This is a genomic window from Chelatococcus sp. YT9 (assembly GCF_018398315.1).
In the GTDB taxonomy this organism is placed as follows: Bacteria; Pseudomonadota; Alphaproteobacteria; order Rhizobiales; family Beijerinckiaceae; genus Chelatococcus.
Map to the genome: position 1 here is coordinate 108,113 of NZ_JAHBRW010000001.1, position 24,565 is coordinate 132,677.

The 24,565-nt window shown below is 59.6% G+C and carries 20 protein-coding genes and 5 pseudogenes; 6 read left to right on the plus strand and 19 right to left on the minus strand.

Annotated features, from left to right (window positions below):
• Positions 1 to 58: 58 nt before the first annotated feature.
• From KIO76_RS00480 to KIO76_RS00490, 3 genes are read right to left on the minus strand one after another with little or no spacing between them, the layout of a single operon-like run.
• A complete protein-coding gene (locus tag KIO76_RS00480; protein ID WP_213320975.1) occupies positions 59 to 841 on the minus strand; it encodes an IS5 family transposase in 783 nt (260 codons plus the stop codon).
• Positions 811 to 1,230 carry a hypothetical protein gene (locus KIO76_RS00485; protein ID WP_249729421.1) on the minus strand — a complete coding sequence of 140 codons (420 nt, stop codon included), beginning with the start codon at positions 1,228 to 1,230 and terminating at the stop codon, positions 811 to 813. Before KIO76_RS00485 ends, KIO76_RS00480 begins: the two co-directional genes overlap by 31 nt.
• On the minus strand, positions 1,227 to 2,465 hold the full coding sequence (locus KIO76_RS00490) for a site-specific integrase (protein WP_213320976.1): 1,239 nt from the start codon (positions 2,463 to 2,465) through the stop codon (positions 1,227 to 1,229). The genes KIO76_RS00485 and KIO76_RS00490 overlap by 4 nt, the downstream gene beginning before the upstream one ends.
• Before the next feature lie 181 nt (positions 2,466 to 2,646).
• On the opposite strand from KIO76_RS00490, the pseudogene tnpB reads away from it, so the two are divergent.
• Together tnpB and tnpC are read left to right on the plus strand one after the other, a co-directional pair.
• Positions 2,647 to 2,880 (plus strand): annotated as a pseudogene (gene tnpB / locus KIO76_RS00495) (IS66 family insertion sequence element accessory protein TnpB); the annotation flags it as partial.
• 69 nt (positions 2,881 to 2,949) lie between these two features.
• Positions 2,950 to 3,993 (plus strand): annotated as a pseudogene (gene tnpC, locus KIO76_RS00500) (IS66 family transposase); the annotation flags it as partial.
• A gap of 148 nt (positions 3,994 to 4,141) precedes the next feature.
• Here tnpC and istB read toward each other — a convergent pair.
• Positions 4,142 to 4,897 carry an IS21-like element helper ATPase IstB gene (gene istB, locus KIO76_RS00505; protein ID WP_213320977.1) on the minus strand — a complete coding sequence of 252 codons (756 nt, stop codon included), beginning with the start codon at positions 4,895 to 4,897 and terminating at the stop codon, positions 4,142 to 4,144.
• Positions 4,898 to 4,910: 13 nt separating this feature from the next.
• A complete protein-coding gene (gene istA / locus KIO76_RS00510) occupies positions 4,911 to 6,446 on the minus strand; it encodes an IS21 family transposase (RefSeq protein ID WP_213320978.1) in 1,536 nt (511 codons plus the stop codon).
• A gap of 96 nt (positions 6,447 to 6,542) precedes the next feature.
• Here istA and KIO76_RS00515 point away from each other — a divergent pair.
• Positions 6,543 to 7,112 (plus strand): annotated as a pseudogene (locus KIO76_RS00515) (IS66 family transposase); the annotation flags it as partial.
• Between the two features lie 295 nt (positions 7,113 to 7,407).
• On the opposite strand, the gene KIO76_RS00520 reads toward KIO76_RS00515, so the two are convergent.
• The 7 genes from KIO76_RS00520 to KIO76_RS00550 form a co-directional block, all read right to left on the minus strand.
• On the minus strand, positions 7,408 to 8,517 hold the full coding sequence (locus KIO76_RS00520; protein ID WP_213320979.1) for an IS110 family RNA-guided transposase: 1,110 nt from the start codon (positions 8,515 to 8,517) through the stop codon (positions 7,408 to 7,410).
• Between the two features lie 127 nt (positions 8,518 to 8,644).
• A complete protein-coding gene (locus KIO76_RS00525; RefSeq protein ID WP_213320980.1) occupies positions 8,645 to 9,763 on the minus strand; it encodes a sulfite exporter TauE/SafE family protein in 1,119 nt (372 codons plus the stop codon).
• Between the two features lie 367 nt (positions 9,764 to 10,130).
• Positions 10,131 to 11,528, minus strand: coding sequence for an amidase (locus KIO76_RS00530; protein WP_213320981.1), 1,398 nt, complete (start codon positions 11,526 to 11,528; stop codon positions 10,131 to 10,133).
• 45 nt (positions 11,529 to 11,573) lie between these two features.
• Positions 11,574 to 12,425: an MBL fold metallo-hydrolase gene (locus KIO76_RS00535; RefSeq protein WP_213320982.1), complete on the minus strand. Its 852-nt coding sequence runs from the start codon at positions 12,423 to 12,425 to the stop codon at positions 11,574 to 11,576.
• A gap of 44 nt (positions 12,426 to 12,469) precedes the next feature.
• Complete coding sequence (locus KIO76_RS00540) at positions 12,470 to 13,570, minus strand: ABC transporter substrate-binding protein (RefSeq protein WP_213320983.1); 1,101 nt, start codon at positions 13,568 to 13,570, stop codon at positions 12,470 to 12,472.
• A gap of 85 nt (positions 13,571 to 13,655) precedes the next feature.
• Positions 13,656 to 14,489, minus strand: a complete 834-nt coding sequence (locus KIO76_RS00545; protein WP_213320984.1) for an ABC transporter permease — start codon at positions 14,487 to 14,489, stop codon at positions 13,656 to 13,658.
• On the minus strand, positions 14,467 to 15,252 hold the full coding sequence (locus KIO76_RS00550; protein ID WP_213320985.1) for an ABC transporter ATP-binding protein: 786 nt from the start codon (positions 15,250 to 15,252) through the stop codon (positions 14,467 to 14,469). The genes KIO76_RS00545 and KIO76_RS00550 overlap by 23 nt, the downstream gene beginning before the upstream one ends.
• A 366-nt stretch (positions 15,253 to 15,618) precedes the next feature.
• Here KIO76_RS00550 and KIO76_RS31280 point away from each other — a divergent pair.
• Both KIO76_RS31280 and KIO76_RS00560 read left to right on the plus strand, forming a co-directional pair.
• Positions 15,619 to 16,003 (plus strand): annotated as a pseudogene (locus KIO76_RS31280) (tyrosine-type recombinase/integrase); the annotation flags it as partial.
• A gap of 12 nt (positions 16,004 to 16,015) precedes the next feature.
• Positions 16,016 to 16,677: pseudogene (locus KIO76_RS00560) on the plus strand (IS91 family transposase); the annotation flags it as partial.
• Between the two features lie 493 nt (positions 16,678 to 17,170).
• On the opposite strand, the gene KIO76_RS00565 reads toward KIO76_RS00560, so the two are convergent.
• On the minus strand, positions 17,171 to 18,202 hold the full coding sequence (locus KIO76_RS00565) for an IS110 family RNA-guided transposase (protein ID WP_267215846.1): 1,032 nt from the start codon (positions 18,200 to 18,202) through the stop codon (positions 17,171 to 17,173).
• A 159-nt stretch (positions 18,203 to 18,361) separates the two neighbouring features.
• On the opposite strand from KIO76_RS00565, the gene KIO76_RS00570 reads away from it, so the two are divergent.
• The gene (locus tag KIO76_RS00570; protein ID WP_213320987.1) at positions 18,362 to 19,444 is read left to right on the plus strand and encodes an IS5 family transposase; all 1,083 of its coding nucleotides are present in this window, start codon (positions 18,362 to 18,364) and stop codon (positions 19,442 to 19,444) included.
• Between the two features lie 31 nt (positions 19,445 to 19,475).
• On the opposite strand, the gene KIO76_RS00575 is transcribed toward KIO76_RS00570, so the two are convergent.
• The 6 genes from KIO76_RS00575 to KIO76_RS00600 all read right to left on the minus strand — a co-directional run bounded on the left by KIO76_RS00575 (position 19,476) and on the right by KIO76_RS00600 (position 24,515).
• Positions 19,476 to 20,258 (minus strand): IS5 family transposase, encoded by a 783-nt coding sequence (locus KIO76_RS00575; RefSeq protein WP_213320975.1) that lies wholly within the window; start codon positions 20,256 to 20,258, stop codon positions 19,476 to 19,478.
• Positions 20,259 to 20,318: 60 nt separating this feature from the next.
• The gene (locus KIO76_RS00580; protein ID WP_213320988.1) at positions 20,319 to 20,555 is read right to left on the minus strand and encodes a hypothetical protein; all 237 of its coding nucleotides are present in this window, start codon (positions 20,553 to 20,555) and stop codon (positions 20,319 to 20,321) included.
• The gene (locus tag KIO76_RS00585) at positions 20,555 to 21,880 is read right to left on the minus strand and encodes a M16 family metallopeptidase (protein ID WP_213320989.1); all 1,326 of its coding nucleotides are present in this window, start codon (positions 21,878 to 21,880) and stop codon (positions 20,555 to 20,557) included. Before KIO76_RS00585 ends, KIO76_RS00580 begins: the two co-directional genes overlap by 1 nt.
• 7 nt (positions 21,881 to 21,887) lie before the next feature.
• Positions 21,888 to 23,291 (minus strand): threonine synthase, encoded by a 1,404-nt coding sequence (gene thrC, locus KIO76_RS00590; protein ID WP_213320990.1) that lies wholly within the window; start codon positions 23,289 to 23,291, stop codon positions 21,888 to 21,890.
• Between the two features lie 91 nt (positions 23,292 to 23,382).
• A complete protein-coding gene (locus KIO76_RS00595; RefSeq protein WP_213320991.1) occupies positions 23,383 to 24,141 on the minus strand; it encodes an SURF1 family protein in 759 nt (252 codons plus the stop codon).
• Positions 24,141 to 24,515: a DUF983 domain-containing protein gene (locus KIO76_RS00600; protein WP_213320992.1), complete on the minus strand. Its 375-nt coding sequence runs from the start codon at positions 24,513 to 24,515 to the stop codon at positions 24,141 to 24,143. The genes KIO76_RS00595 and KIO76_RS00600 overlap by 1 nt, the downstream gene beginning before the upstream one ends.
• Positions 24,516 to 24,565 lie beyond the last annotated feature (50 nt).

Sequence of the window (24,565 nt, forward strand, 5' to 3'; positions counted from 1 at the left end):
AAGCCGCCTCAGCGCGCTTATTGCGAGGAAACACCATGTTTAAGAGGGCGTTTGGAAATTAACCTTGAGCGAGCCGGTTGAGCATGAGGCGGGCTGCTGCGATGTCGATCATCGTCTCTGACGTCTGTACACGGTACTCATAGTCCTTGCTAAGCCGACGATTGCGACCGAGCCAGGCGAAGCTGCGCTCGACGATCCAAGTCAAGCCCGTGATCTTGAAGGCGCGCTGACGACGCTTGACGATCTGCAGCCGCCAACCTTGCTGTTCTGCCAGCGCGCGGGAGAGTTTCTTGCTCTCATGACCCGCGTCGGCGATGATGGTGGTGATCGCCGGAAAGAGCGCGCGCAATCCGTTTGTCAGCAAGGCACCGGCGCGCCGATCCGAAACATCGGCAGCTTCGACGCGGTTGGCGATCGGCAGGCCGAGCGTGTCGACCAGAATGTGACGCTTTCTGCCCTTCACCCGCTTGAAGGCGTCAAAACCGCGGGTTCCGCCGACCTCGGTGGTCTTGACCGACTGTCCATCCATGATCACGACGGTCGGACATTCCGCGCGACCGGCCCGAAGTCGGGTAAGCCGGTAGAGTTCACGTTGCAGACAAACCCAGATGCCGGTTCGCTGCCATGACCGAAAGTACCAGTAGACCGTGTTCCAGGCAGGGAAATCTCTCGGCAGTTGGCGCCATTGGCAGCCGGTACGCAGCAGATAGAAGATCGCGTCCAGGACGGCACGAAGACTGATCCGTCGTCGTCGGCCGCGCCGGCTCGCTTTCGGCAGTAGCGGCTCAACAATCGACCATTGTTCATCCGTCACGTTCGATACGTACTGGCTACCGCCCATCCCTTGCCTCCGTTCAACGGACGGCAAGGAACACCGCAATCCTTAATTTCCAAACGCCCTCTGAGAATACGCGGCGGCGGAACGGCCCTGGACCTCGGGAAGGCTCTGCGCTCCAAGGCCTCGGTTCGGGTGTCATAGACTGCGAGATACTCGTAGAATCGGCGAAGCACTCCGTGACGAGTGGCGCGGCTGTTGGCGGCTCCTCCAAACGACAGCGCGAAGTCCAGCGCCATCGTTCGAGTGGCGGGCCCATCGAGCTGAGCGCGCTCAACGTAGCGGACGAAAGCCCGCAACGTCCCGGCTTGCTTGCTGAAGGCGTAGCCGAGGGAGTGGCGCAGTTCGATGTAACGCTCGGCCTTCTCGCCGAGGAATCGGGCAAAGGCGGTCATGCGACGCCTCCCGGAAAGGGGAGTGCGACCTCGGCGAGCTGCGAGACCGCAACCTTCACGTACAACGCTGTCGTGTTGATGCTGCGGTGGCCGAGAAGATCGGCGACCTCGTTAATCGGCCTTCGCTGCCCCACGAGCTGGGTGGCCAAGCTGTGGCGCAGGAGATGCGCACCTGCGACCCGCCCGAGTTTGATTCCGCCATGTTGCAACCGCTTCCGTACGATCCTCGAAACAGGCGACGCGCACTTGAAAGGTCCCACCGGCGGCGTGAAGGACAGGAACAGATACGGACTGTCCACCTTCGGTCGAGCGCGTAGGATGTAGTCGGCGAGTGCCGCGCCGGTCTCCTCGAGGAGCGGCACCACCCGATCACGCTTGCCCTTGGTACGCCGGACAAAGATCTCGCCGGTTCGCCAGTCGATATCCTGAAGTTGAAGGGCGCGCAGCTCGCCGTTGGGAATGCCCGTTGTGGCGAGTAGCAGCAAGACAGCTCGATCGCGGATGTCGACGGGTGTCGTTGCGCCGATTGCGTCGATGGCGTGCCGAACGGCATCCCATGCAAGGCGCGGCGGCAAATGCGCCAAACGCCAGTGGGGCGTTCCTGGGACGACGCGGGCAAGTTCCTGGTCGTGGTGGCCAGCCCAATGCAAAAACCGAAGAAATGTTCGGATGCGAGAAGTCGCTGCCGTACGGGTGCCGGAGGTCGCCGATAGCGACAGCTGATGCTCGACAGCAGCAAGGACGTGCTCAGCCGTCAGCGCAGCGAGGTCTTGGCCGGAATGATGATGGCGGAACCAATCCAGAAAGCGGCGGCCACCCAGGAGAACGCCTTCGCGGGACTTCGGCTCAAGCCCTCGCACCCTGCGCAAATAGTCCGAAAAGGAGGCCAGAAGCGGAGCATCCGGATCATCTTCTACACTGGGAACGGAAGCAATGAATCGCTCCGGAGCAACTCGCCGTGCGTGTCCCAGCGCCGACACTGCGCCAATGCGTGGAGAATCCGTAATAAACCTGCATAAATAGCTATCAACGACATCTTGATGGATCGGCATCGGACCACAGCGCGGCGCGGCAAATTGGCTAAAACGCGCAATCCGGCTCAGATAAATCTTGGCGGATGCTTGCTTGTAACCAAGCGTGAAAAAATGCTCCGCTAGACGATCCATCTCGTCACCGAGCGCACCGCTACGCAGGCGCTTGAGCACCCTACCATACGAAAAATAGAACTCGAGCATGTTGCACCCTCCGGGATACCGGCGCAGGGAAATCCCGCGCCCACCCGAAAGGTACGAAACGTTATGTGGCGGAGGATGCCAGATTTGGCGGTCCCCGGCTGGTGCCCGGACGGCTCCGCCACATAATCTTCCCCGATGCATAAGAACGGTTAGGTGGCGCGCCACCTAACCGTTCAGCGGTGCGGTCTACGTCTTCCGTGCCAAACGGACGGACCGGATAAAGCTGATCTTTTGGGACGGCACCGGCGTCTGCCTTTACGCCAAGCGCCTGGAGGATGGCGAGTTCCGCTGGCCGAAAGTGCAGGACGGCGTGATGCGGTTGACGGCAGCGCAGCTATCGGCGCTGCTTGAAGGGCTCGACTGGCGGCGGGTCCATGAAGCGCGGCGGACACGCGTTCCCGTCCAGGCCGGCTGATCCGCGACGAAGTGAATCAGACGGGATTCCGTTGTCGCCCGGCAGGGGCAAATATGGTCTGGTCCTGTCATGGCGATGACGGCGGACCAGCTTCCCGACGATCCGGATGCGCTGAAGGCGATGGTCCTGGCGCGGGATGTTGAGAACGCCCGTCTCTACCAGATCATCAAGGAATTGCAGCGCCACCGTTTTGGCCGTCGTGCCGAAACGCTGCCGGAAGACCAGCTTCTGCTGGGTCTGGAAGAAGCCGAGCAGATCGAGGCCGCCGGCGAGGAAGCGAAGGAACAGGTCGCCTCCGCGGAGCGCAATGCAAAGGCTGCGAAGCGCCGGGCGAACCGTGGCGCGCTGCCGCCCCATCTTCCGCGCATCGAAATGGTCGTCGACATCGATAACCACGCCTGCCCGTGTTGCCGCAACGGGCTTCACCGGATTGGCGAAGATGTGAGCGAGCGGCTCGATATCGTGCCGGCGCAGCTGCGCGTGATCGTGGTGCGCCGGCCCAAATACGCCTGCCGCGCCTGCGAGGACGTCGTTGTCCAAGCGCCGGCGCCGACGCGCCTCGTGGAGGGCGGGCTGCCAACCGAAGCGACGGTCGCCCAGGTTCTGGTCTCCAAATACGCCGATCATCTGCCGCTCTATCGCCAGGCGCAGATCTACGCCCGGCAGGGCATCCATCTTGACCGCTCCACGCTCGCCGACTGGGTCGGCCGTGCCGCCTGGCATCTGCGTCCGGTGCATGAGCGGCTGCTTGAGAAGCTGAAGACCTCACCGAAGCTCTTCGCCGACGAGACCACGGCGCCGGTGCTCGATCCCGGCCGCGGCAAAACCAAGACCGGGCAGCTCTGGGCCTATGCTCGCGACGACCGGCCATGGGACGGAGCCGATCCACCGGGCGTCGCCTATGTCTATGCGTCGGACCGCAAGGCGGAGCGGCCGATCGCCCATCTCGCCGGCTTCAGCGGAATCCTGCAGGTCGATGGCTATGGCGGTTATCGCACGTTGGCTGAAAAGAGCGGCGCAACGCTTGCCTTCTGTTGGGCACATGTCCGCCGGCGCTTCTATGAGTTGGCCGCATCCGGCCCGGCGCCGATCGCGAGCGAGGCGCTCCGGCGTGCGCATTCCGACGAAGCCGGCCAGTGATTCCGATCAATTACCGGCCACCCATTCCAATTTCATTCCGGCCGGGATTCCGATTTGAAGCCGGCCACCTTTGTGGATCACCTGGGTCGTTGTTGAGGTTTGGTTCGAGTTTCGTTTCTGGTCAAGTCTGAGCTGGTTCCGGGTTTTCTGGCGCGCGCCGTTTTCGCATGCTGTCGCCGGTCAGTTCGATGCGGTAGGCGTTATGCACGAGGCGGTCGAGGATGGCGTCGGCGATGGTGGGATTTCCGATGATCTCATACCAATGGTCGACGGGCACCTGGCTGGTGACGATGGTCGAGCGCCGCTCATAGCGGTCCTCGATGATCTCGAGGAGATCGCGGCGCTGTTCGTCGTTGAGCTTTTCAGGCCCCCAATCGTCGAGGATGAGCAGGTCGGTGCGGGCCAGCGCCTTCAGCATCCTGGCATAGCGACCGTCTCCCCTTGCGAGAGCGAGCGAGGCGAAGAGCCGTGGCGCGCGGTGATAGACGACGGAGAAGTCCTCGCGACAGGCCTTGTGGCCGAGAGCGCAGGCGAGCCAACTCTTGCCGACACCGGCCGGGCCTGTGATCAGGAGCCCGTGACGCTGGCGGATCCAATCGCAGCCTGCGAGCTTGAGGAAGAGGGAACGGTCGAGCCCGCGTTCGGCACGGAAGTCGGCGTCTTCGACCTGCGCATCATGGCGTAGCCTGGCGGCGCGGGCACGCGCCTCGAAGCGCTTCTGACGGCGCAGCGTCGCTTCGTTATCAAGCAGGATGGCGAGCCATTCGCCATGATCGAGGGCGCGCGCTTCCGGCTGCGCGTCGAGATCCTGGAAGCCTTTGGCCATGCCGTGCAGTCCGAGGTCGCGCAGCATGTCGAGGGTGGGATGGGTCAGCATGATCTTTATCTCCTCAATGGAAGTAACCAGGACCACGCAGATTGGCGTGGTCGATGATGGCGCCGGGATTGCCGGCGGGCCGGGCGGCTTTGTGGTTGGTGATGAGGGCGGCGATGCTCTTGCAGGTCAGTCCGCCGATCTCGACGGCGCGTGCCGAGACCGCCTCGGCGCGATCACGATGAAGATCGCGATAGAGACGCAAAACACCCAGGCAGGTGCGGAACCCCTGCTCGGGATGGGGCCGGCTGGCCAGAATGGCGATGATCAGCCCCTCGGTCTGTGGTCCGATCGACGCGGCCCAGCGCCGGAAGCGTGCCGGCGTCCACTCCGCATATCGACGGTGGGAACTGGGCATGTGCTCAGGGTTGGTGCCGTAACGGCGTCCGCCATAGCGGCGCTGATGAACGGCGACGCGCTTGCCGCGATGGAAGATCTCGATCGTCCTGCTGGTCGCGCGGATGTCGACCTGCTGGCGAATGAGGCTGTGCGGCACGGAATAGAAGAAGGTCTTGAACTCGACATGGTAGTCGGTGGCGACGCGGGCCAGGCGCCATTCGGCGAACTCGTAATCCTGCACCGGCAGGCTCGCCAGCGCCGGCCGTTCCACCGTCTCGAACAAATGGCGACGGCTGACGCCAAGGCGGCGCATGACATGGTCATTGATGCGGTCGAGCGCCCCGGCGATTGCGGTATTGGCCTCGGCTAACGAGAAGAATGTCTGCCGCCGCAGCCGGCCGAGGATGCAGGTCTGGGCAAAACGCACGCCGTTCTCGACCTTGGCCTTGTCCTTCGGGCGACGCGGCCGCGCCGGCAGCACGCCGACGCCATAGTGCGAGGCCATCATGCCGTAGCTGCGGTTGATCTCCGGATCATAGAAGGAGGCATGATTGACACCGGACTTCAGGTTGTCGGGCACGATCAGGCGCGGGACGCCGACGAAGAAGCTGAACATGCGTACATGCGCGCCGATCCAATCCGGCAATGTCTGCGTCCAGGTCGCTTCCGCATAGGTGTAGCCGGATGCGCCCAGGACGCCGACGAAAATCTCCGCCTCACGGATCTCGCCGGTCAGCGGATCGATGATGGCGATCTTCTTGCCGGAATAGTCCACGAACACCTTGTCGCCGACGACATGCTCTTGGCGCATCGTCGGCGACAGGCGCTTCTCGAAGCCGCGAAACAGGTCGCAGAAACGGCTGTAGCCATAGCCGCCGGCATGGACGGCGCGGTACTCCTCCCAAAGCAGCATCAGCGTGACGCCGGGCTTCTTCAACTCCAGAGCAAGATCTGCCCAGTTCGGTTCCGGCAGCCGGCGCGCACCCTGCTTCACCCCGGCGCGGGCGAACAGCCGGTTCTCCAGCGCGTCGTCGGTCAGTTCGCCTGGTAGCGGCCAACTCAGCCCTGAAGCTTCTGCCCGCTTCAGATTATCCTGCACGGTGCTGCGCGCGATGCCCAGCCTCTGTGCGATCTCGCGGGCGCTGGTTCCGTCGCCGGCAAGCCGCAGCATCTGTCGTAGTTGTCTCATGGTCAGCCTTCTCTTTGCCGGCATTACGCGTCCCTTGTTCAAAAGGACCGTCATGCCAAAGTTGCTGACCCAGGTGCTCCTGCTCAGGCCTTCAAAGTGGCCGGATATTGATCGGAATGGTGGCCGGCTTCACGTCGGAACGGGGGCCGGCTTCAGGTTGGAATGCCCGGCCGGATTACGTCGGAATCCGCACTCCGGCGCATCGCTGAACTCTATCGGATCGAGGACGATATCCGCGGCCAGCCGGCGGACGCACGCCGTGTGTTGCGCCAGGAAAAGAGCCTGCCGATCATTGCCGAACTCGAGCCTTGGCTGCGCGAGAAGCTCGTGTTGATCAGCCAGAAAACCAAGCTCGCCGAGGCGATCCGCTATGCACTCTCGCGGTGGCAAGGCCTCACCCGGTTCCTGGATGATGGCCGCATCGAGATCGACAGCAACGTGGTCGAGCGCTCCATCCGGCCGATCGCCCTCAACCGCAAGAACGCGCTCTTCGCAGGCTCTGACGGCGGCGCGGAGCATTGGGCCGTCGTCGCGTCGCTGATCGAAACCTGCAAACTCAACGCTGTCGAGCCGCTCGGCTATCTCGCCGACGTGCTCACCAGGGTCGTCAACGGCCACCCCAACAGCCAGATCGACGACCTCCTGCCCTGGGCCTACATCATCGAGCCCGAGATCAAGGCCGTGGCCTGAGAACACCGCTCTGATGTCCGCTGTCAAGGTTTGGAACGCGAGGGCGCAACCGATTGTGGGATCGGCTGCTCATTCTGATGATCGCGCATGGGTGGAGGCGGAACTGAAGGACGTCGGTGATCAAGCTCTGATGCGCGGGTTGGTTACCGCATTCCCGATTATGCGTCCGGGGCTGTTCCTATCTTACTGCGGGCGTCGGCCAGATTGCCGGCCACAAAGCGTCTGACGGGCATTCCCCTGCCGTGGTCCCGCCTCCGCCCATGCGCGAAGGATGTATGTCGCTGCGGCGGCTGGATCAGGCTGCTTGCGCCTCCCTTGCAACGGCCCACATGAAGCCGGCCAACTCACGGGCGATCGCTGTGCAGACCACCGTTGTCTTCTTGCCCCGGCCGCTCAACATCCGATATCGGGTCGTCAGTCGGGTCTGCGCCTTCCAGGCGATCTCTCGCACCCTTGGAGATGCTTGCTCCAGACGGTATAGCTTCTTCGCCCCGACCCTCGGCGCATGCCTATAGGTCCAGGCGCTCTCGACCAGCATATGGCGAACGCGGCCGTTTCCCGCCTTGGTGATGCCGCCCCGTCTGACTGTCTCGCCGGTCGATCGTTCTCCAGGAACGAGGCCGAGATATCCCATGAGCTGGCGCGGACTGTCGAACCGGGTCACGTCGCCAACCTCGGTGGCGAATGTCACGGCGACGATCAGGTCTACGCCGCGCAAAGTCTGCAGCGCTCGCACGATCGGCGCCAACGACCAGGCCGAAACGAACTCCTCGATCACACGCTCAAGTCGCTCGACCCGCTCTTTCGAGATTCGGACCGCTTCGACCAGTTCCTGGAGCGCAATCTGATGTGCGGGATGATCGAACGGTTGCTCTTGTAGCCAGCGCAGATAGCGCATCGTCCAGCCCTTTTTGCGAGGATAGATGCGTCCGTGCTTGAGCATGAAGGCGCTCACATGCTGCCGATGGACCCGAAGCGTCTCGACCGCGGCCGCCCGGGCACGGACGAGATCTCGCATGGCTTCGTGGCCTTCATCAGGAACCCATACCGCCGTCAGTTCGCCGGCGCGCAGCAGCCGGGCCAGAGAAAGAGCGTCCCGGCGGTTTGTCTTCACCCTGTCGCCTGGCTTTCTCGGAATCAGCGACGGGGCCACCACGATGCATTCGTGACCCAGCGAACGGATCAGCCGATAGAGGCCATAGCCGGTCGGGCCAGCCTCGTAGCAGAAATGAACTCGATCGAACCTGCCGGCGATCCGCTGGATAACACGGCGCATGCTCGCATCCGAGGCGTCGACCTCGCCGAAGAAGCGAACTTCTCCCTCCCGGCCGGAACCCGCAATCGCGATGGCGTTCCTCAGTTTTGCGACATCGATTCCGACAAATGCTTCCCTATAATCTGCCACGGCTCGTCCTCCTGTGATGAGGATCGGCTCGGCCGCCCGAGCAACCCTCGGACGCGCAGTGTAGGGCGAGCCACCTCACCAGCAGAGCCGGACATACGGTCTTACATTGATGACCGCCACTCGGCAGTTAAAGCGAGAAGGGCAATTTTATCACAAAACTCAGGATGTAGATGATTCCGACAACACTTGTCAGGCTGCCGAGCAGCCCGTTCAGCACGTGTTCTGGCACATAAAGCTGAGTTTTCGATGCGCACCATGAGCCGAACAGACCGCCGGCCGCGGTGAAAAAGCCCCACGACCACTCAGGACTGATAGCTTCGATGCCAATGGCAGGCAGAACAAGTACGAACGTCAGGATTCCGACAAAGGACAGAACAATGGAGTACGGAATTGTGGCAGCCACCATGACGTAAAGCGGAAGACGATAAGCAATTGCAAAGATCGGAACCAGCAGAAATCCACCGCCTACGCCCAATGCTGAGGAAAAGACACCGACGCCGGCTCCGATAGCAAACAGTTGCAGGTTTGGTAGTGTACGATGATGCCGGCCGAACTTGATTGAAATGGAGCGCCAGTTTTTTTCTGTCGTCGTGATTTCGAACCGCATCGTTGATGGACTACTGTCTTCGGCGAAATCACGCCCCATGGAACGGCCAAATCGCGAATAGTCGCGTGCTGCCTTCCAGCATAGTTGGAGGCCGAATGCCGCCAGGGCGATCCCGAGCGTTAGCCGAAACGGGTCAGCATGCATGAGTACGGTAGCACGGAAAAGCGGCCCGACAATTGCTCCGGCTACTCCACCGAGGCAGACAGCCAACGCTAGGTCAAGATTCCATTGGCCACTGCGCCGGTAGCCAAGAAGCGCACCGGCCGGGTTGACGAATGTGAGAACAAGCATGGTCGGACTGACGTGTGGATTGCTGAACTGAAGAACGGATGTGCTGTAGGGCAGCGCGAAGATGCCTGCCGCCTGCCCGACCAACGCCATTGTGTACCCCGTCCAGATTCCCATCCAGACCAGGTGCCAGATGGCGATAGATACGCCTGCTATCGCATATGGGCGATCGCCGTTAGGGATGAAGCCATACTGAAGCCACGCCGCGCCAAAGCCTAAGGCTGTAACCACTACGATCATCGGCAATTGCTCAATGAAAAATTCGCCAATAAGGGCACGGAATTTCAATGCGCGGCCCGCCGGCGCCAGTACGGCTGTCTCGGGGCGGCCTCGACGCCTTGCTTTAGCCATGACGGGTTACCAGAGCGGTGAGAAGTGATATCGTTACGATGGCAAAATCAGGCCGCGGGCAGTGAAGCTCAGCATACTCACTGTCAGCATACGTAACTCGCAATGTGGAACCGGAACAGTAGCTTCGCGGCCGCGGTCTGCCGCCGGCCCAAGGGACTGGCACAAACCTACTCCTGCCAGCTCTGAATTCACGATCACTCCGACAGGCATGAATATTTGAGCTCGCTTTTTGTGCTACGCTGCTAATGCTAGCTGGTATACAATAATTTAACATTTGAGCTTTCAGCCGCCGCCTGCGGCAAAGTCGCCGCTAGGTAAGCGAATTGTTGTTCGAAAGTGAGAAGCAATCATCACGCCTTCGATTGCACTAAGCCATTGGCAAAGCCGTTCTCTGGATCACATTTTCCAAAGCGGCGCCTATTCGAAATAAATCGACTTCGCAATATGGCTTTGCAACTGCCTGCAAGCCGACGGGAAGACCTGCCGACGTGAAACCTGCGGGGATCGATGCAGCGGGCTGCCCCGTGAGGTTGAAAGGATATGTGTAGGCCACCCATCCCGTGAGATTGTTGTCGCCGTACTCCGGCGGCACGTTCAGTCCTACGTCAAACGGCGGGACTGGCAACGTCGGGGTAAGCAGTACATCAATTGTCTTGAACAATTGGCGGATCTTATCGAAAAAGATGAATCGATCAAATACGTTTGCGTAGTAGGTTTTTAGATCTTGCTCTAGCCCGCGGATCAACACTTTGGCCACCGCAGAATCCAATTTGTCAACAGAGGTTCTGAGAGCATCTGCGAGGCGCGTGCCGACGCCAGCAAAAAACTCCGCTTCCCAAATTCCTATTGGATCATTGCCTAGCGGAGCATCCAGTAATACTAACTCGCATCCCATCCCCTCTAATCGTCGTACAGCATTTTCAACAATAGATAAGACGTCACTTGTGGGGTTTGCGTAACCAAGGGTAGGACTCCAGCCAAGCCGCAATTTAGAAACTGGGACGTCGCAAGCCGCGACAAAGTTCGGAACTTCGGCGGCCACGGAAAAAGGATCTCGATCGTCGTATCCACTAATCGCGGACAATAACAGCGCTGCATCTCGTACGCTGCGAGCTAATAGGCCAATATGGGCCAAGCTTGGCGTTGCGGTTGGTGGGTAAATCGGTACTCGGCCAAACTGCGGCTTGATCCCAAAGAGATTTGTGAATGAGCTAGGAACACGTATCGATCCACCACCATCTGTACCGATCGCGAATGGAGTAACGCCGCTCGCAACACTAGCTGCTGCTCCGCAACTCGATCCTCCTGGGGTTTTGTTCAAGTTCCAAGGATTCCGAGTGATCCCCGTTAGTGGCGAATCACCCACTGCTTTGCACCCGAATTCACTGGTTGTCGTTTTACCAATAAGACAAGCCCCCGCAGCTCGCAGTCGCTCGACAACGGGGGCATCGACGGTGGCAATGTTGTCCATCATCAGTTGGGAACCGAACATCTCCTTAACACCAGCGACTGGCAACAAATCTTTGACGGAAATGGGCAACCCGTGGAGTAGGCCCACTCTTTCTCCCGACATAACCGCTTGTTCTGCAAGCCGCGCTGAGCATCTAGCTCTCTCTGCGGTTACCGTCGCAAAGCAATTCAGTCGCGGCTCGACCAATTGCAGACGCTGAAGCGACGCCTCGACAACCTCCACCGGCGAGAGTTGCTTGATCTTAATTGCTTTGCTGACTTCAATCGCCGACGAAAATGCAAGATCAATCGTCATCGTAGCGAGCGGCCCACAAGACTCAGACCCTCCGTCAGCGAACGTTCAGAGCTCAACTTCAAACCCATCAAAGGTGAGTTTTACGTTGGCTTGCGCTAATTCCCTGGCTAGGCGAGCAAATTCTTCTTCCCACGTTGCCAGGATATGATGCACGAATACTTGTTCGAGCTTGTGTTCTTGAGCAAATCTGATGAGCTCCGAAGGCGAAAAGTGTGCGCCTTCGACGAAGATGGTATCGGCGCCATCTACAAGGTGATCGATCTCTTCGAAGCTGGCGAGATCGCTCGAATATAGGCATTTGCGACCCAGAGTCTCAATCATAATCGTATAACTTGAAAGCACTGCGTCGGTATTCTGAAGCTCAGGGTAGAATTCACGAATATGAGCGTTCGGATATGCTACAAGTTTAAAGTTTTCATCGCTGTGAAATTCACCCTCCCCATAAGGAAGTACACTTACACTGTACTTTGCGAAAACCTCTGGCCTCATATAAAGGGCCGAGAGATATTGCGTCATCGTTTCTTCCACCCCCGCGGGAACATAAATGTTCAGCCACGGATTTACATTGTTCAATTCATTCCGGTGTGGATGTCGGAGGTTATCTTTGATAAACCCATCGTTACGGTCTAAAAACACCCTCGGAGGTTTATTGTCGAATAAAACATGCTTTAGGTGAGCCAATTGCCCAACCCCCGTAACATGATCGGCGTGCATATGGGTGATGACGACCGTATCTACCGATACAATGTCTACACCGTGGTGGTAGAGTAGTTCGCTCGCGGGCTGAGCGCAATCGATTAGGAGAGTTCTCGCCCCTTCCAGGATTGCCAATGACGTGTTGAATCGACCCTTCGCTGGTAATGCCGCGCCTGAACCCAACATCAGAGCTTTCGCCATAATCAGAGACCTTTCTCTTGTCCAACAATAATGTGTCAACGTTGTTATTTTATGTAGAGATTTTCTACCGGCTTGATGTCGGAGAGGGACGGATGCTTTCCCTCACGAATCTCTCTCTGTGCCCTCAAGATAAAGCTGTCATCCACCATCGCAGCAACATCAACTTTTTCTGTGATAAGATTGCGCGTATACAAGTAGTCCATGACCCGTTGCATTTCCTTGATTTCACCTGGAAGTAGCTCGAAGGTCATGTCGTTGATATTTTTGTGAGGAGCTCGCAAATATCGATCCCCTTCAGGGCCAGCCTTGACGTATTCTACTGGGAATCCTGACGTCTCGGCAAACCATTCGTTCGCTTGTTCGATGTTATTGGAGGTCCACCAAACAGCCATGATCCATGCTTTTAGAAATCGAACTGCACCTTCTTCGCCATACTTCGCAAGCCAAGGCCCCGAGAGGCCTTGAATCCCGAGCCCGTCGCCTTGCTTGGCTGCCCACAGTACTCTCGCTGCACCAGTGTCAACCAATTTTTTGAACATTGGGTGCCAAGTTGTAACGGCGTCGACTTGCCCACTAGCTAGAGCTAGCGGCTGATCAGAAAGATCTTGATTGATCAGCTTAAGGTCTTTGAAAGGGTCTTTGATCCCCGCGTCAATGAGCTTGAGCATCGAGCTCATAAACGTTCCCGTCACGAATGGCCCGGAAAGCCTTGCGCCGCGCAAACTAGCTAGATCCTTTCCTGGAAAATCGGGGCGCACTAGTATCCCAAAGACCCAGTCCGTAGTACGATGCAGAATCTTCGTTCCCGGTACGCGCGCCGCCATGCGAATAACGGGAGAATCCGCCCCGAACGCATTATCGATTAGACCACCCAATAGTGCCTCTCCAAGCGGCGGCGCATAGCTAAATCCGCGGCATTTTGCATCAAACCCGTTAAGCTCAAAGATGTTCGTCCGGCAAAGAACATCATAGATCTCACCTCCCGGTGTCCACGTCGTTATGCTTCCGACAGTAATAGGAGTCTTCTGCTGCGCTCGCGCTCCACTGAACGAAGTCGACACGAGAACACCGACACTTAGAGCCAAGGTGATGCCAGTGACGGTGAGGCGCGACCTATTACAAGGAGCCTCAAAAGGCTTATTCATACGTTTCTTAAGTGCCCGCCGTATTATAGTCATCGTCTCCTCCCTGTATTTTTCTTTACTTCACGACTTGGCGATTTGCGTAAGTCTATTTTGCATGCCATGGGGTAAGCCGCTGCTCGAGATAGAGCATGGACTGGTTCATTGCGAACCCAACCAATCCAATAATGACCATGCCTCCTATGATTCGGTCGGTCTCCATTAGATTTCGAGCGAGTTGGATCATGTAACCGAGGCCAGACGTTGCTGCGATCATCTCGGCCGCGATCACGCACATCCATCCAAATCCGAGACCTATTCGCATTCCTGTCAGAATGTGCGGAAGCGCCGACGGAAGAAGAACGGCGCGAAAAAAGAGCCACCGTTTCGCGCCAAAACACTCAGCTGCCTGAACGTGGACGCGATCTACCGAGCAAAATCCTGCATATGCATTCGTAAAAATTGGAAAGACCGAGCCGAGAAAGATAATGAACCACGCAGGTTTATTGCCGAGGCCGAACCACAAGATAGCCATCGGAATCCAGGCAATCACGGAAATCGGCCGGATGACTTCAACAATCGGCATAACATAGTAAGATAGCCCTTCAAGTCTCGCTAACAGCGCCGCAAGCGTGATGCCAACTACTGTCGCTATCACGAATCCAATCAATACGCGCAAAATGCTTGCGCTAATGTCGCCCCACAGCGATCCAAATTCTGCTAGCTGCTTGATTCCAGCAAGCACTTTGGTTGGCGGAGGGAAAAATTGAGGGTTTATCAAATTCATGCGTGCTGCAAATTCCCAAAGCACCAACAGAAACAGCAGGAGCGCAAACCGACGAATGCTTAAAAAGCCGGCGCCGACACGTCGGATGATACGGTCGCTAACCGAGGGGTTAGACGAGAGACTCGCGGAGTGCCTATTGTCCAAGAATGCTGCCAATTTCTTTCCTCAACGAATGGGTTAGGTGTTCTTTGTAGGCAAGGAACTTTTGGCTAGTAGATCTCATTTCCGGATCGCGTGGGCGCGGAAGCTCTATGTCCACTACTTCCTTAATAGTTCCTGGCCTCGCGGTCATGACGAAAACACGGTCCGCTAAGAAAATCGCTTCATCGATACTGTGAGTGATGAGCACGACCGTTTTTCTCCTTTGCTCCCAAATCCGCAGTATTTCTTCTTGCATTTGGTCTCTGGTTAGTGAGTCAAGCGCACCGAATGGCTCGTCCATCAGCACGACGTCCGGATCGGCAGCCAGCGCACGTGCAATTCCTACACGCTGCTTCATTCCGCCTGAGATGTGCTTGGGATAACGATTCTCGAAGCCCGCGAGGCCAACGAGTGAAATGTAGTCACGAACAATGCTGTTACGATCAGAACGCGCAAGTCCTTTTGCGCGCAAACCGAATTCAATGTTTTCACGAACCGTAAACCATGGGAAAAGACCGTACTCTTGAAAGATTACTATGCGCTCTGGTCCAGGTCCGCTAATCGGATGCCCCTTGTAAAGTACTTCGCCATTTGTTGGAAAAGTGAATCCAGCAATCATGTGAAGGAGTGTCGTTTTCCCACACCCAGAGGGCCCAATGATGCAGATAAATTCGCCGCTGTTTATGGACAAGGAGATGTTGTGCAAGGCTATAACCTTCGATCGGTTGAGCCCGCCCGGAAACACCTTCGAGATATCTCTCACGTTTATCGAATTCACGTCTCGCCCTTCATCAAAACGAACGTTCAATCTATTCGACTAAACAGGACGAATAGACATGGTTTTAACAACTGCCAATAGGGTTTGTGTGGCTCTGTTGCAAAGTATCTTGCAATCGCCGATATCGTGCTTTTACCGGCAGTTCCTCTCATCGCTATTTATTGAATTCAGAAGTCTGAACGCAGAGTACACAACCCTTCGCGCTTGTCAAGCTCCTTCCATATTGCCCTGATATTGCCGCTTTGGGTATTTTCGAGATGGAGACAGAATTGGAATCGTTGACGGCACCAAGAAGCCTTGTAGATCAAGCTTATGAAGTCATTTTACATGCCCTTTCCAACGGCACTTTCGAACCGGTGAACGGTAGGCTCAGGCGGCAAAGACCGCACGGTGATGCTGTCGGCGCAGCTTCTGCGGATCCTGCGGGTCTATTGGCGTCTGGCGAAGCCGCAGGTCTGGCTGTTTCCCGGCCGCGACGCGATCGCCCCATGGATGTGCAGGTCTTGTATTCGGCCTGCCGCTCGGCACGCGCCGCCGCCGGCATCGACAAGCGTGGACGGTCCACACGCTCAGACACAGCTTCGCCACCCATCTGCTGGAGAACGGCACCGATATCCGCATCATCCAGGTGCTGCTTGGCCACAACAATCTTTCCTCGACGGCGCGCTACACCAAAGTCTCGAACGGTCTGATCCGGCGCACGACAAGCCCGCTCGACCGGCTGAACATCGAGGTGGTGCCGCCCAGTTGATCGGTTCCGCCCATGTCGGCGAGACTGGAGGTGGCGGATATCTTCCGCCGCCATGGCGAGGCGTATCGGCAGGTTCATGACGGTCATCTCGGACGCGTCGAGCGCCGCGTGATGAGCGCCATCGAACTGTGCCGGACCGCCGAACTCGGCGGCCATGTCGATAGCTGCCGCTCCTGCGGGACGATCCGCGTGGCCTATAATTCCTGCCGCAACCGGCATTGCTCCAAGTGCCAGGGCAGGCCTGCCGGGACTGGCTCGCCGCGCGGCAGGACGAGCTTCTTCCGGTTGCCTACTTCCACGTGGTGTTCACGCTGCCGGCCGAGATCGCCGCGATCGCTTTCCAGAACAAGGCAGTGATGTACACGATCCTGTTCAAGGCGGCCGCCGAGACGCTGCGCACCATCGCCGCTGATCCCAAACATCTCGGCGCCCAGATCGGCCTCATCGCGGTGCTGCACAGTTGGGGTCAAACTCTCACCTACCACCCCCATCTGCATTGTATCGTGCCGGGTGGTGGCATCTCGCCCGACGGCACACGCTGGATCTCGTGCAGGCCGGGCCTCTTTTTGCCCGTGCGGGTGCTGTCGTGCTTGTTTCGCTGCCGCTTCCTGGAGGAACTGCGAGTGGCCCATAACGCGGGTCACCTGGGCTTCTTCGGCGACCTTGCCCACCTGGACACGTTTCTGTAATTGGTCAACGGGTTCTCCGTTCTGAAGTGCTCGTCGTCTGCGGGCTTCACGCTTCTGTTCGTGGTCGTCGCGATGGACGCCACACTCTGGGCTCTTCGATGGTGGGTTTGAATGCTGCAAGCTTCTGTAATTGGTCAACGGGTTCTCCGTTCTGAAGTGCTCGTCGTCTGCGGGCTTCACGCTTCTGTTCGTGGTCGTCGCGATGGACGCCACACTCTGGGCTCTTCGATGGTGGGTTTGAATGCTGCAAGCTTCTGTAATTGGTCAACGGGTTCTCCGTTCTGAAGTGCTCGTCGTCTGCGGGCTTCACGCTTCTGTTCGTGGTCGTCGCGATGGACGCCACACTCTGGGCTCTTCGATGGTGGGTTTGAATGCTGCAAGCTCGAAAGCGTGATCATTGGGTCACAAGGTGTCCAACGCAGTCATTCTGGCCCACACGCTCTCCGCATTCTCACGACGGGCGTGATGGGTGATCAGTTCAGCTGTTCATGGCGGCCGGCCTTTCGATGGAGAATTCGGTTTCATCGCTCCACATGCGGTGCAACACCACGGCAAGACGGCGCGCCAAGGCGACCTTGGCTTTGCGAGCTCCGCGTCGGCGTGCAATGCCGAGGGCCCAGGACTTCAGCCAGTTATCCGCCTTGCAGCGCGTCATCATGACGTTGGCGGCTTCATAGAGCATGGCGCGCACCATGGCGTCGCCGCACTTGGAGATACGTCCGACCTGCTCCATTTCTCCGGATGCATGCACCCGTGGGGTCAGGCCGAAGACGGCGGCGACAAGCCGGGAACTGTCGAAGCGCCAGGGAACGTCTACGCCGGTCCGGAAGGTGAGCGCGGTGACCGGGCCAACGCCCGGCATCGTCATCAACAGGCGGCAGGTCGCGTCCTTCTTCACGATGTCGAGCACCATCTTGTCGATCACCGCCAAAGTGCGAAGTCCGTCTTCATAGGCGACGAGCAGCGGTTCGGTCATCGCCAGCAGCACCGGATCGTCGATGGCCTCGCGGACCCGGCGCGCATAGAGCGTGTTCTTGCCGCCACCGGTGCGGATGCCGAATGCCTTCAGCGTGCCGCGCACGGTGTTGATCAGATCCTTGTTGCGCCGGACCATGGACTGACGATGGCGCAACAGCAATCTGATCCGCTGGCTGTAATCGGTCTTCACATGGGTTGCCTTGAACAGGCCGGTGCGTATCGCCTGGGCGATCAGGCGGGCATCGCGGCGATCCGTCTTCACCGGCGAGGCTTTGGCGAACGCCTTCATCTGCCGAACCTCGATGCAGAACACCGGCAGGCCGCGTTCTGCCAGGCCACTATAGAGCCATGGCGCCAGAGGGCCGGCCTCGAAGCCAACGCGCATGATCGTTCCGTCGAGGTCAGCGAGGCAGGCGCCGATATCATCGGGGTGGCTGGCGACACTGCGCTCCATGACAACCCGGCCGTCTTCACCGAGCACGCACACGGCGGTCTGTTCCAATGACACGTCCAATCCGACATAGTAGTTCACGGCGGTTCTCCTTCTCTGTTTCATCACAGAGCGATCCTATCGCTCAACAGGGAGAACCGTCGCCTCAGGGCTATGCCCAAATTATTCCAGCTCGAAAAACCTCGCGTTTTGGGCCGGGATTTGATTCCATTGCCGTGCTGATTTGCACGGAGAGGGTGGATGCGGGGACAGGCGGGATTTTGGGACATCGATGAGCGCTATGCGCGGCTGAGCGAGGCCGGCGACCCGCTGGAGAAGCTGAACAGCGTGGTGCCGTGGGAGGTGTTCCGCAAGCCGTTGGCTAAGGCGCTGAAGCGCTCGGACGGGTCCAAGGGTGGCCGCCCTGCCTATGACATGGTCCTGATGTTCAAAATCATGGTGCTGCAAGCACTTTACAGTCTGTCGGACGATCAGGCGGAGTTCCAGATCCAGGACCGGCTTTCCTTCATGCGCTTCCTGGGCCTTGGGCTGGGCGATCACGTTCCCGACGCCAAGACGATCTGGCTGTTCAGGGAGCATCTCGTGCAGGCCCGAGCAATAGAGAACCTGTTCGCTCGTTTCGACAAGCACCTCGCCAGGGCTGGATACCTGGCCATGGGCGGTCAGATCGTCGACGCCACGGTGGTTGCCGCACCCAAACAGAGAAACACCGACGATGAGAAGGCGGATATCAAGGCGGGCAAGATCCCCGACGAATGGAAGGACAGGCCCGCGAAGCTGCGGCAGAAGGATCGCGATGCGCGATGGACAGTGAAGTTCTCGAAAGCGAAGGTCGATGAGGATGGTAAGGAGCATAAGCGCGACATCGCCGTTCCCGTCTTTGGTTATAAAAGCCATGCCTCGATCGATCAGCGTCACGGCTTCATCCGTGGCTCGACCGTCACCCATGCCGCCGCCTATGACGGTGCACAGCTCCGCAACGTGGTGAAACGGCCAAACACCGGCTCGACCGTGTGGGCCGACACGGCCTATCGGTCGAAGAAGAACGAGGCCTGGCTCGACAAGAACGGCTTCGTCTCCGACATCCACCAGAAGAAGCCGAATGGTCGGCCGATGAGCGAGGCGATGGCGCGGGCCAATGGCCGGCGATCAAAGATCCGATCGTGCATCGAACACGTCTTCGCTCACCAGAAGGCCAGGATGGGCCTGTTTGTCAGGACCATTGGCATCGCAAGGGCCACGATGAAAATCGGCATGGTCAATCTTGCCTACAGTGCGCCTCGACCCGGATTGTCCGGGGCGCATATGTTCGGAATGCAATGAGAAAGGAGGGAAATCAGAGGGCGTTTGGAAATTAACCTTGAGCGAGCCGGTTGAGCATGAGGCGGGCTGCTGCGATGTCGATCATCGTCTCTGACGTCTGTACACGGTACTCATAGTCCTTGCTAAGCCGACGATTGCGACCGAGCCAGGCGAAGCTGCGCTCGACGATCCAAGTCAAGCCCGTGATCTTGAAGGCGCGCTGACGACGCTTGACGATCTGCAGCCGCCAACCTTGCTGTTCTGCCAGCGCGCGGGAGAGTTTCTTGCTCTCATGACCCGCGTCGGCGATGATGGTGGTGATCGCCGGAAAGAGCGCGCGCAATCCGTTTGTCAGCAAGGCACCGGCGCGCCGATCCGAAACATCGGCAGCTTCGACGCGGTTGGCGATCGGCAGGCCGAGCGTGTCGACCAGAATGTGACGCTTTCTGCCCTTCACCCGCTTGAAGGCGTCAAAACCGCGGGTTCCGCCGACCTCGGTGGTCTTGACCGACTGTCCATCCATGATCACGACGGTCGGACATTCCGCGCGACCGGCCCGAAGTCGGGTAAGCCGGTAGAGTTCACGTTGCAGACAAACCCAGATGCCGGTTCGCTGCCATGACCGAAAGTACCAGTAGACCGTGTTCCAGGCAGGGAAATCTCTCGGCAGTTGGCGCCATTGGCAGCCGGTACGCAGCAGATAGAAGATCGCGTCCAGGACGGCACGAAGACTGATCCGTCGTCGTCGGCCGCGCCGGCTCGCTTTCGGCAGTAGCGGCTCAACAATCGACCATTGTTCATCCGTCACGTTCGATACGTACTGGCTACCGCCCATCCCTTGCCTCCGTTCAACGGACGGCAAGGAACACCGCAATCCTTAATTTCCAAACGCCCTCTAAGCCACGTCCCGGCGCAGGTCATCCTGATAGCGCCGCACGCGCCGACGAAACGCGGCTTTGGTCAGGTCATCCGATGGCCAGATCGGCTCCCACGGCTCCAGGAAAGCCCGGCTCTCCTCCCGCAGCGCAGCCCAGGCCGCGTGATCCGACATCTGAGGCACCCGGAGGTAGACACCGTCGCCCCGGATCGCGGGAGGCGGTTCATGGATCGGCGCAAAGCGGAAGATGACCATCACCCTTCTCCAACCGGACCGGAGCCAACCGCCGCAGGGAACAGCCGTTCTGCAATGCGCCCGAGCGGCGGCAATCCCTCGAGCGCGCCGATAGCCGCCAGTATCGGCGGCGATGCCGTGAGAGCGGCCGCCGCTTTACGTACATCCGACACTGAAACCGCCTCCAGCCGGGCGACGACCTCGGCGCTCGGGATGACGCGATCGAGCGCAATGAGTTGCCGGGCGATCTGCTCCACGCGGCTCGCTGGTGACTCCAGCGCCGTGAAATGAGCGACGCGGAGCTGGGCTTTGGCCCTGGCGATCTCCACGTCAGTGGCGCTGTCGGTGGCGTCACGCAAACAATCCAGCGCAACCGGCATCAGCTCGGCCAGATCCTCCGGCGCGGTCGCGGCGGAGATGCCGAACACGCCGGCATCTGCGAAGGACCAGTGGAAGGCCTCCACCGCATAGGCGAGCCCCCGCGCCTCGCGCACCTCCTGGAAAAGGCGCGATGACATGCCCCCGCCGAGAAGGTTGGCGAAAACCTGCAAGGGATAGAACGCCTCGTTGAGAAAGGAGGCGCCGGCAAAGCCGATGAGCATGTGTACTTGCTCAAGATCGCGATCGAGCCGGACTTCCGTGCCGCCCCGGTATTGCGCGGGCGCGGGCGCCGCGGCACAGCCCGGCGGCAGGGCGGCGAACAGCCGCTCGACGGAAGCAACGACGGCCTCATGGTCAACGGCGCCGGCCGCGGCAACAACCATCCGGCCGGCACGATATTCCCGCGCCAGAAAGCGCTTCACCGCACCCGGATCGAAGCTCGCGACTGTCGCGGGCGTGCCCAGGATTGGCCGGCCGAGCGGCTGACCCGTGAAAGCACCTTCGAGAAAAAGATCATTGATGAGATCGTCAGGGGTGTCCTCGACGGCCCCGATCTCCTGGAGGATCACAGCCTTCTCGCGTTCGAGCTCGGCGGCGTCGATGACGGACTCGATGATGATGTCAGCGAGGATGTCGAGCGCAAGGTCGACGTCCCCGGCCATCACACGCGCGGTATAGGCCGTGTGCTCGATTCCCGTCTCCGCGTTGAGGTCGCCGCCCACCGCCTCGATAGCCTCGGCGATAGCCCGCGCCGAGCGTCGGCGCGTGCCTTTGAAGGCCATATGCTCCAGAAGATGGGACAAGCCGTGCTCGCTTGCCCCTTCATGCCGCGAGCCCGTGCCCACCCAGACGCCGACCGCAGCCGTCGCTACATGTGGAAAATGTTCCGTCGCGACCCTCAGCCCCCCGGCGAGGGTCGTTACACGGACATTGGTATCGATCTGCGGCGGGGAGCGCAGGTTCATGCACCGCTCACTGCAAGGCTCGCGCGCGATTACGGATGAAGGCCTCGATGGCCGACGCATCATTCGCCACAACGGTGAAATGTTCCGGCCTTTCATAGAGATCGGCCAGATGATCTGGAAGCGGCGGGCGGACGCCAGACGCCTGCTCGACGGCATCCGGGAACTTGGCCGGATGGGCCGTCGACAGCGCGACCATCGGCACCGAAGGGTCGGCGGATTGCGCGCGCCGTGCTGCCGCGAGCGCGACCGCCGTATGCGGATCGGTGAGATAGCCAGCCGTCTTCCATGTCTGCGCGATCTCCGCGCTGGTCTCCTCCTCCGACACCGCCTCCGCGCCGAACTCGGATCGGATCGCAGCAAGCGATGGGTCTCCAATGGTGAACGAGCCGGCTTGCGTCAAATGCGCCATCAAGCGGCGGACCTCATTCGCGTCCCGGCCATAGGCGTCGAACAGAAGGCGCTCGAAATTGGACGAGACCTGGATATCCATTGACGGCGACGATGTCGGCTTGACGCCCGTTACGGTGTAGCTGCCTGTGTTCAACGTCCGCGCCAGGATATCGTTGTCATTGGTGGCAATGGTGAATCCGGCGACAGGCAAGCCCATGCGCTTGGCCGCATAGCCGGCGAAGACATCACCGAAATTGCCTGTCGGCACACTGAAGGATACCGGACGGTGCGGCGCGCCGAGGCTGACCCCTGCCGTGAAATAGTAGACCGTCTGAGCGACGATCCGCGCCCAGTTGATGGAATTGACCCCCGAGAGCTTCAAGGCGTCTCGGAAGGCGTGATTGTTGAAGAGCCCCTTCAGGATCGCCTGGCAATCATCGAACGTGCCCTCCACCGCAATGGCGTGGACATTCGGCGCATCGACGGTCGTCATCTGCCGCCGCTGGACTTCGGACACCCGCCCATGCGGATAGAGGATGAACACGTCAACCTGATCGAGGCCCCGGAAGGCCTCAATCGCGGCCGAGCCGGTATCGCCCGAGGTCGCCCCTACGATGGTCGCGCGCTCGCCACGTGCCTTGAGCACATGGTCCATCATGCGGCCGAGAAGCTGCATGGCCACGTCCTTGAAGGCAAGTGTCGGCCCGTGGAACAGCTCGAGCACGAAGAGGTTGTCGTCAAGCTGCACGAGCGGGCAAACTGCGGGGTGCCGGAATGTGGCGTAGGCTTCCTTGATCATGCCGGCCAGGACGTCATCCGGAATTTCGCCACCCGTCAGACGCCCGACAACCATGCCGGCAATGGCCTCATAGGACCGGCCGGCAAAACCTGCGATCTCTTCTTGAGAGAGAACCGGCCAGTTTCCAGGCACATAGAGGCCGCCATCACGCGCGAGGCCGGCAAGCAAGGCTTCCGTGAAACCTATGACGGGTGCTTCGCCCCGGGTCGACACATGCAACAAAATCTGTCTCCTCGAACACTCGGCGGACACTACGCCCGTGTCATTCGTGAGACAAGAAAGTCTTACGTTTCAGCGATCTCCGCGCGGTCGCTCACGGCGATAGCCGCGGCTGTCGGCGTCGCAGAGCCCAGGCGAGGAACACCGCGATGAGCGTCGCCGCGAGCCCAAACCAGGTCAGCGCGTATTCGAGATGTCGGTTCGGGAAGGTGAGCACCGTCAATCCCCCGCGCGGCCAGGCCGGCCCTCCTTCCACCAAGGCCTGATCGACGAGGAAGGGCGCGACACGCTCGAAGCCGAGCGACGCGCCAATACGAACAGGGTCTCGTGTGAACCAGTCCCCCTCTGCAGGATTATCCCGCGCGGGCCTGTCCTCCGGCACGAACCATCCCTGCTCCTGCGGCGCCCGCATGAGACCTGTGACCACAACCGGGGGCGTGGCCGCGCCCGCGTCGATACGCAGAGTGTCCCGTAGTTCCCGGGGAACGAAGCCCCTGTTGACGATCACGATGCTGCCATCGGCGAGCTTGAGCGGCGTCAGGACCATGTAGCCGAGCGTCGCCCCTCCTTTTGGGCGCAGCTCAGCATTGGCTGTCACATAGACGGTCTTGTCGTCCAGGAACCGGCCTTCCGCCCTGACGGGCCGATACTCATCCTGCGCTGCGGACCAGGTCGCCCATGTCGTCTCTGGCGGCAAGGCGACGGGCGCATCATGGATGCGCGCGCTGATCCGTGTGATGAGCTGTTCTTTCCATTGGAGCCGCTCGAGCTGCCAGAAACCAAGTCCGAGCAGGATGGCGAGCGCCACGAGTGTGCACAGGCCGGGAACGAGAAGTTGCCGAAAGCGGCTCATCAGCGCTCTAACCGTCCTTCCTCGGCCTTGTTATGGTATTGCAGCGCCACCATCACGCCCTTGAAGGGGCGCAACATGCCGAGGCACACGATGAGCGCCACCGGCAAGGTCGTGACAAGATGAACCCACCACGGCGGCTCATAGGATACCTCGAGCCAGAGGGCCAGGCCGCAGACGATGAAGCCGCCGATCAACATGATGAAGACGGCTGGGCCATCCGCGGAATCGGCGAAGCTGTAGTCTAGGCCGCAGGCTTCACAGCGGGACTTGAGCGCGATGAAGCCGTCGAAGAGCCTCCCCTGGCCGCAGCGCGGACAGCGCCCGGCAAGTCCTGTCGGAATTGGCGACTGCGGAGGATAGTCCTGATCGCTCATGACATGGTTCCCTCGTTATGGGCCATCTTCCTTCAAGATGGTCCATGCGT

Coding starts and splice junctions, on each gene's coding strand:
- KIO76_RS00480 (WP_213320975.1), bottom strand. CDS start 841: ATGGGCGGTAGCCAGTACGTATCGAACGTGACGGATGAACAATGGTCG.
- KIO76_RS00485 (WP_249729421.1), bottom strand. CDS start 1,230: ATGACCGCCTTTGCCCGATTCCTCGGCGAGAAGGCCGAGCGTTACATC.
- KIO76_RS00490 (WP_213320976.1), bottom strand. CDS start 2,465: ATGCTCGAGTTCTATTTTTCGTATGGTAGGGTGCTCAAGCGCCTGCGT.
- istB (WP_213320977.1), bottom strand. CDS start 4,897: ATGCTGACCCATCCCACCCTCGACATGCTGCGCGACCTCGGACTGCAC.
- istA (WP_213320978.1), bottom strand. CDS start 6,446: ATGCCGGCAAAGAGAAGGCTGACCATGAGACAACTACGACAGATGCTG.
- KIO76_RS00525 (WP_213320980.1), bottom strand. CDS start 9,763: ATGGCTAAAGCAAGGCGTCGAGGCCGCCCCGAGACAGCCGTACTGGCG.
- KIO76_RS00530 (WP_213320981.1), bottom strand. CDS start 11,528: ATGACGATTGATCTTGCATTTTCGTCGGCGATTGAAGTCAGCAAAGCA.
- KIO76_RS00535 (WP_213320982.1), bottom strand. CDS start 12,425: ATGGCGAAAGCTCTGATGTTGGGTTCAGGCGCGGCATTACCAGCGAAG.
- KIO76_RS00540 (WP_213320983.1), bottom strand. CDS start 13,570: ATGAATAAGCCTTTTGAGGCTCCTTGTAATAGGTCGCGCCTCACCGTC.
- KIO76_RS00570 (WP_213320987.1), top strand. CDS start 18,362: ATGCGGGGACAGGCGGGATTTTGGGACATCGATGAGCGCTATGCGCGG.
- KIO76_RS00575 (WP_213320975.1), bottom strand. CDS start 20,258: ATGGGCGGTAGCCAGTACGTATCGAACGTGACGGATGAACAATGGTCG.
- KIO76_RS00580 (WP_213320988.1), bottom strand. CDS start 20,555: ATGGTCATCTTCCGCTTTGCGCCGATCCATGAACCGCCTCCCGCGATC.
- KIO76_RS00585 (WP_213320989.1), bottom strand. CDS start 21,880: ATGAACCTGCGCTCCCCGCCGCAGATCGATACCAATGTCCGTGTAACG.
- KIO76_RS00595 (WP_213320991.1), bottom strand. CDS start 24,141: ATGAGCCGCTTTCGGCAACTTCTCGTTCCCGGCCTGTGCACACTCGTG.
- KIO76_RS00600 (WP_213320992.1), bottom strand. CDS start 24,515: ATGAGCGATCAGGACTATCCTCCGCAGTCGCCAATTCCGACAGGACTT.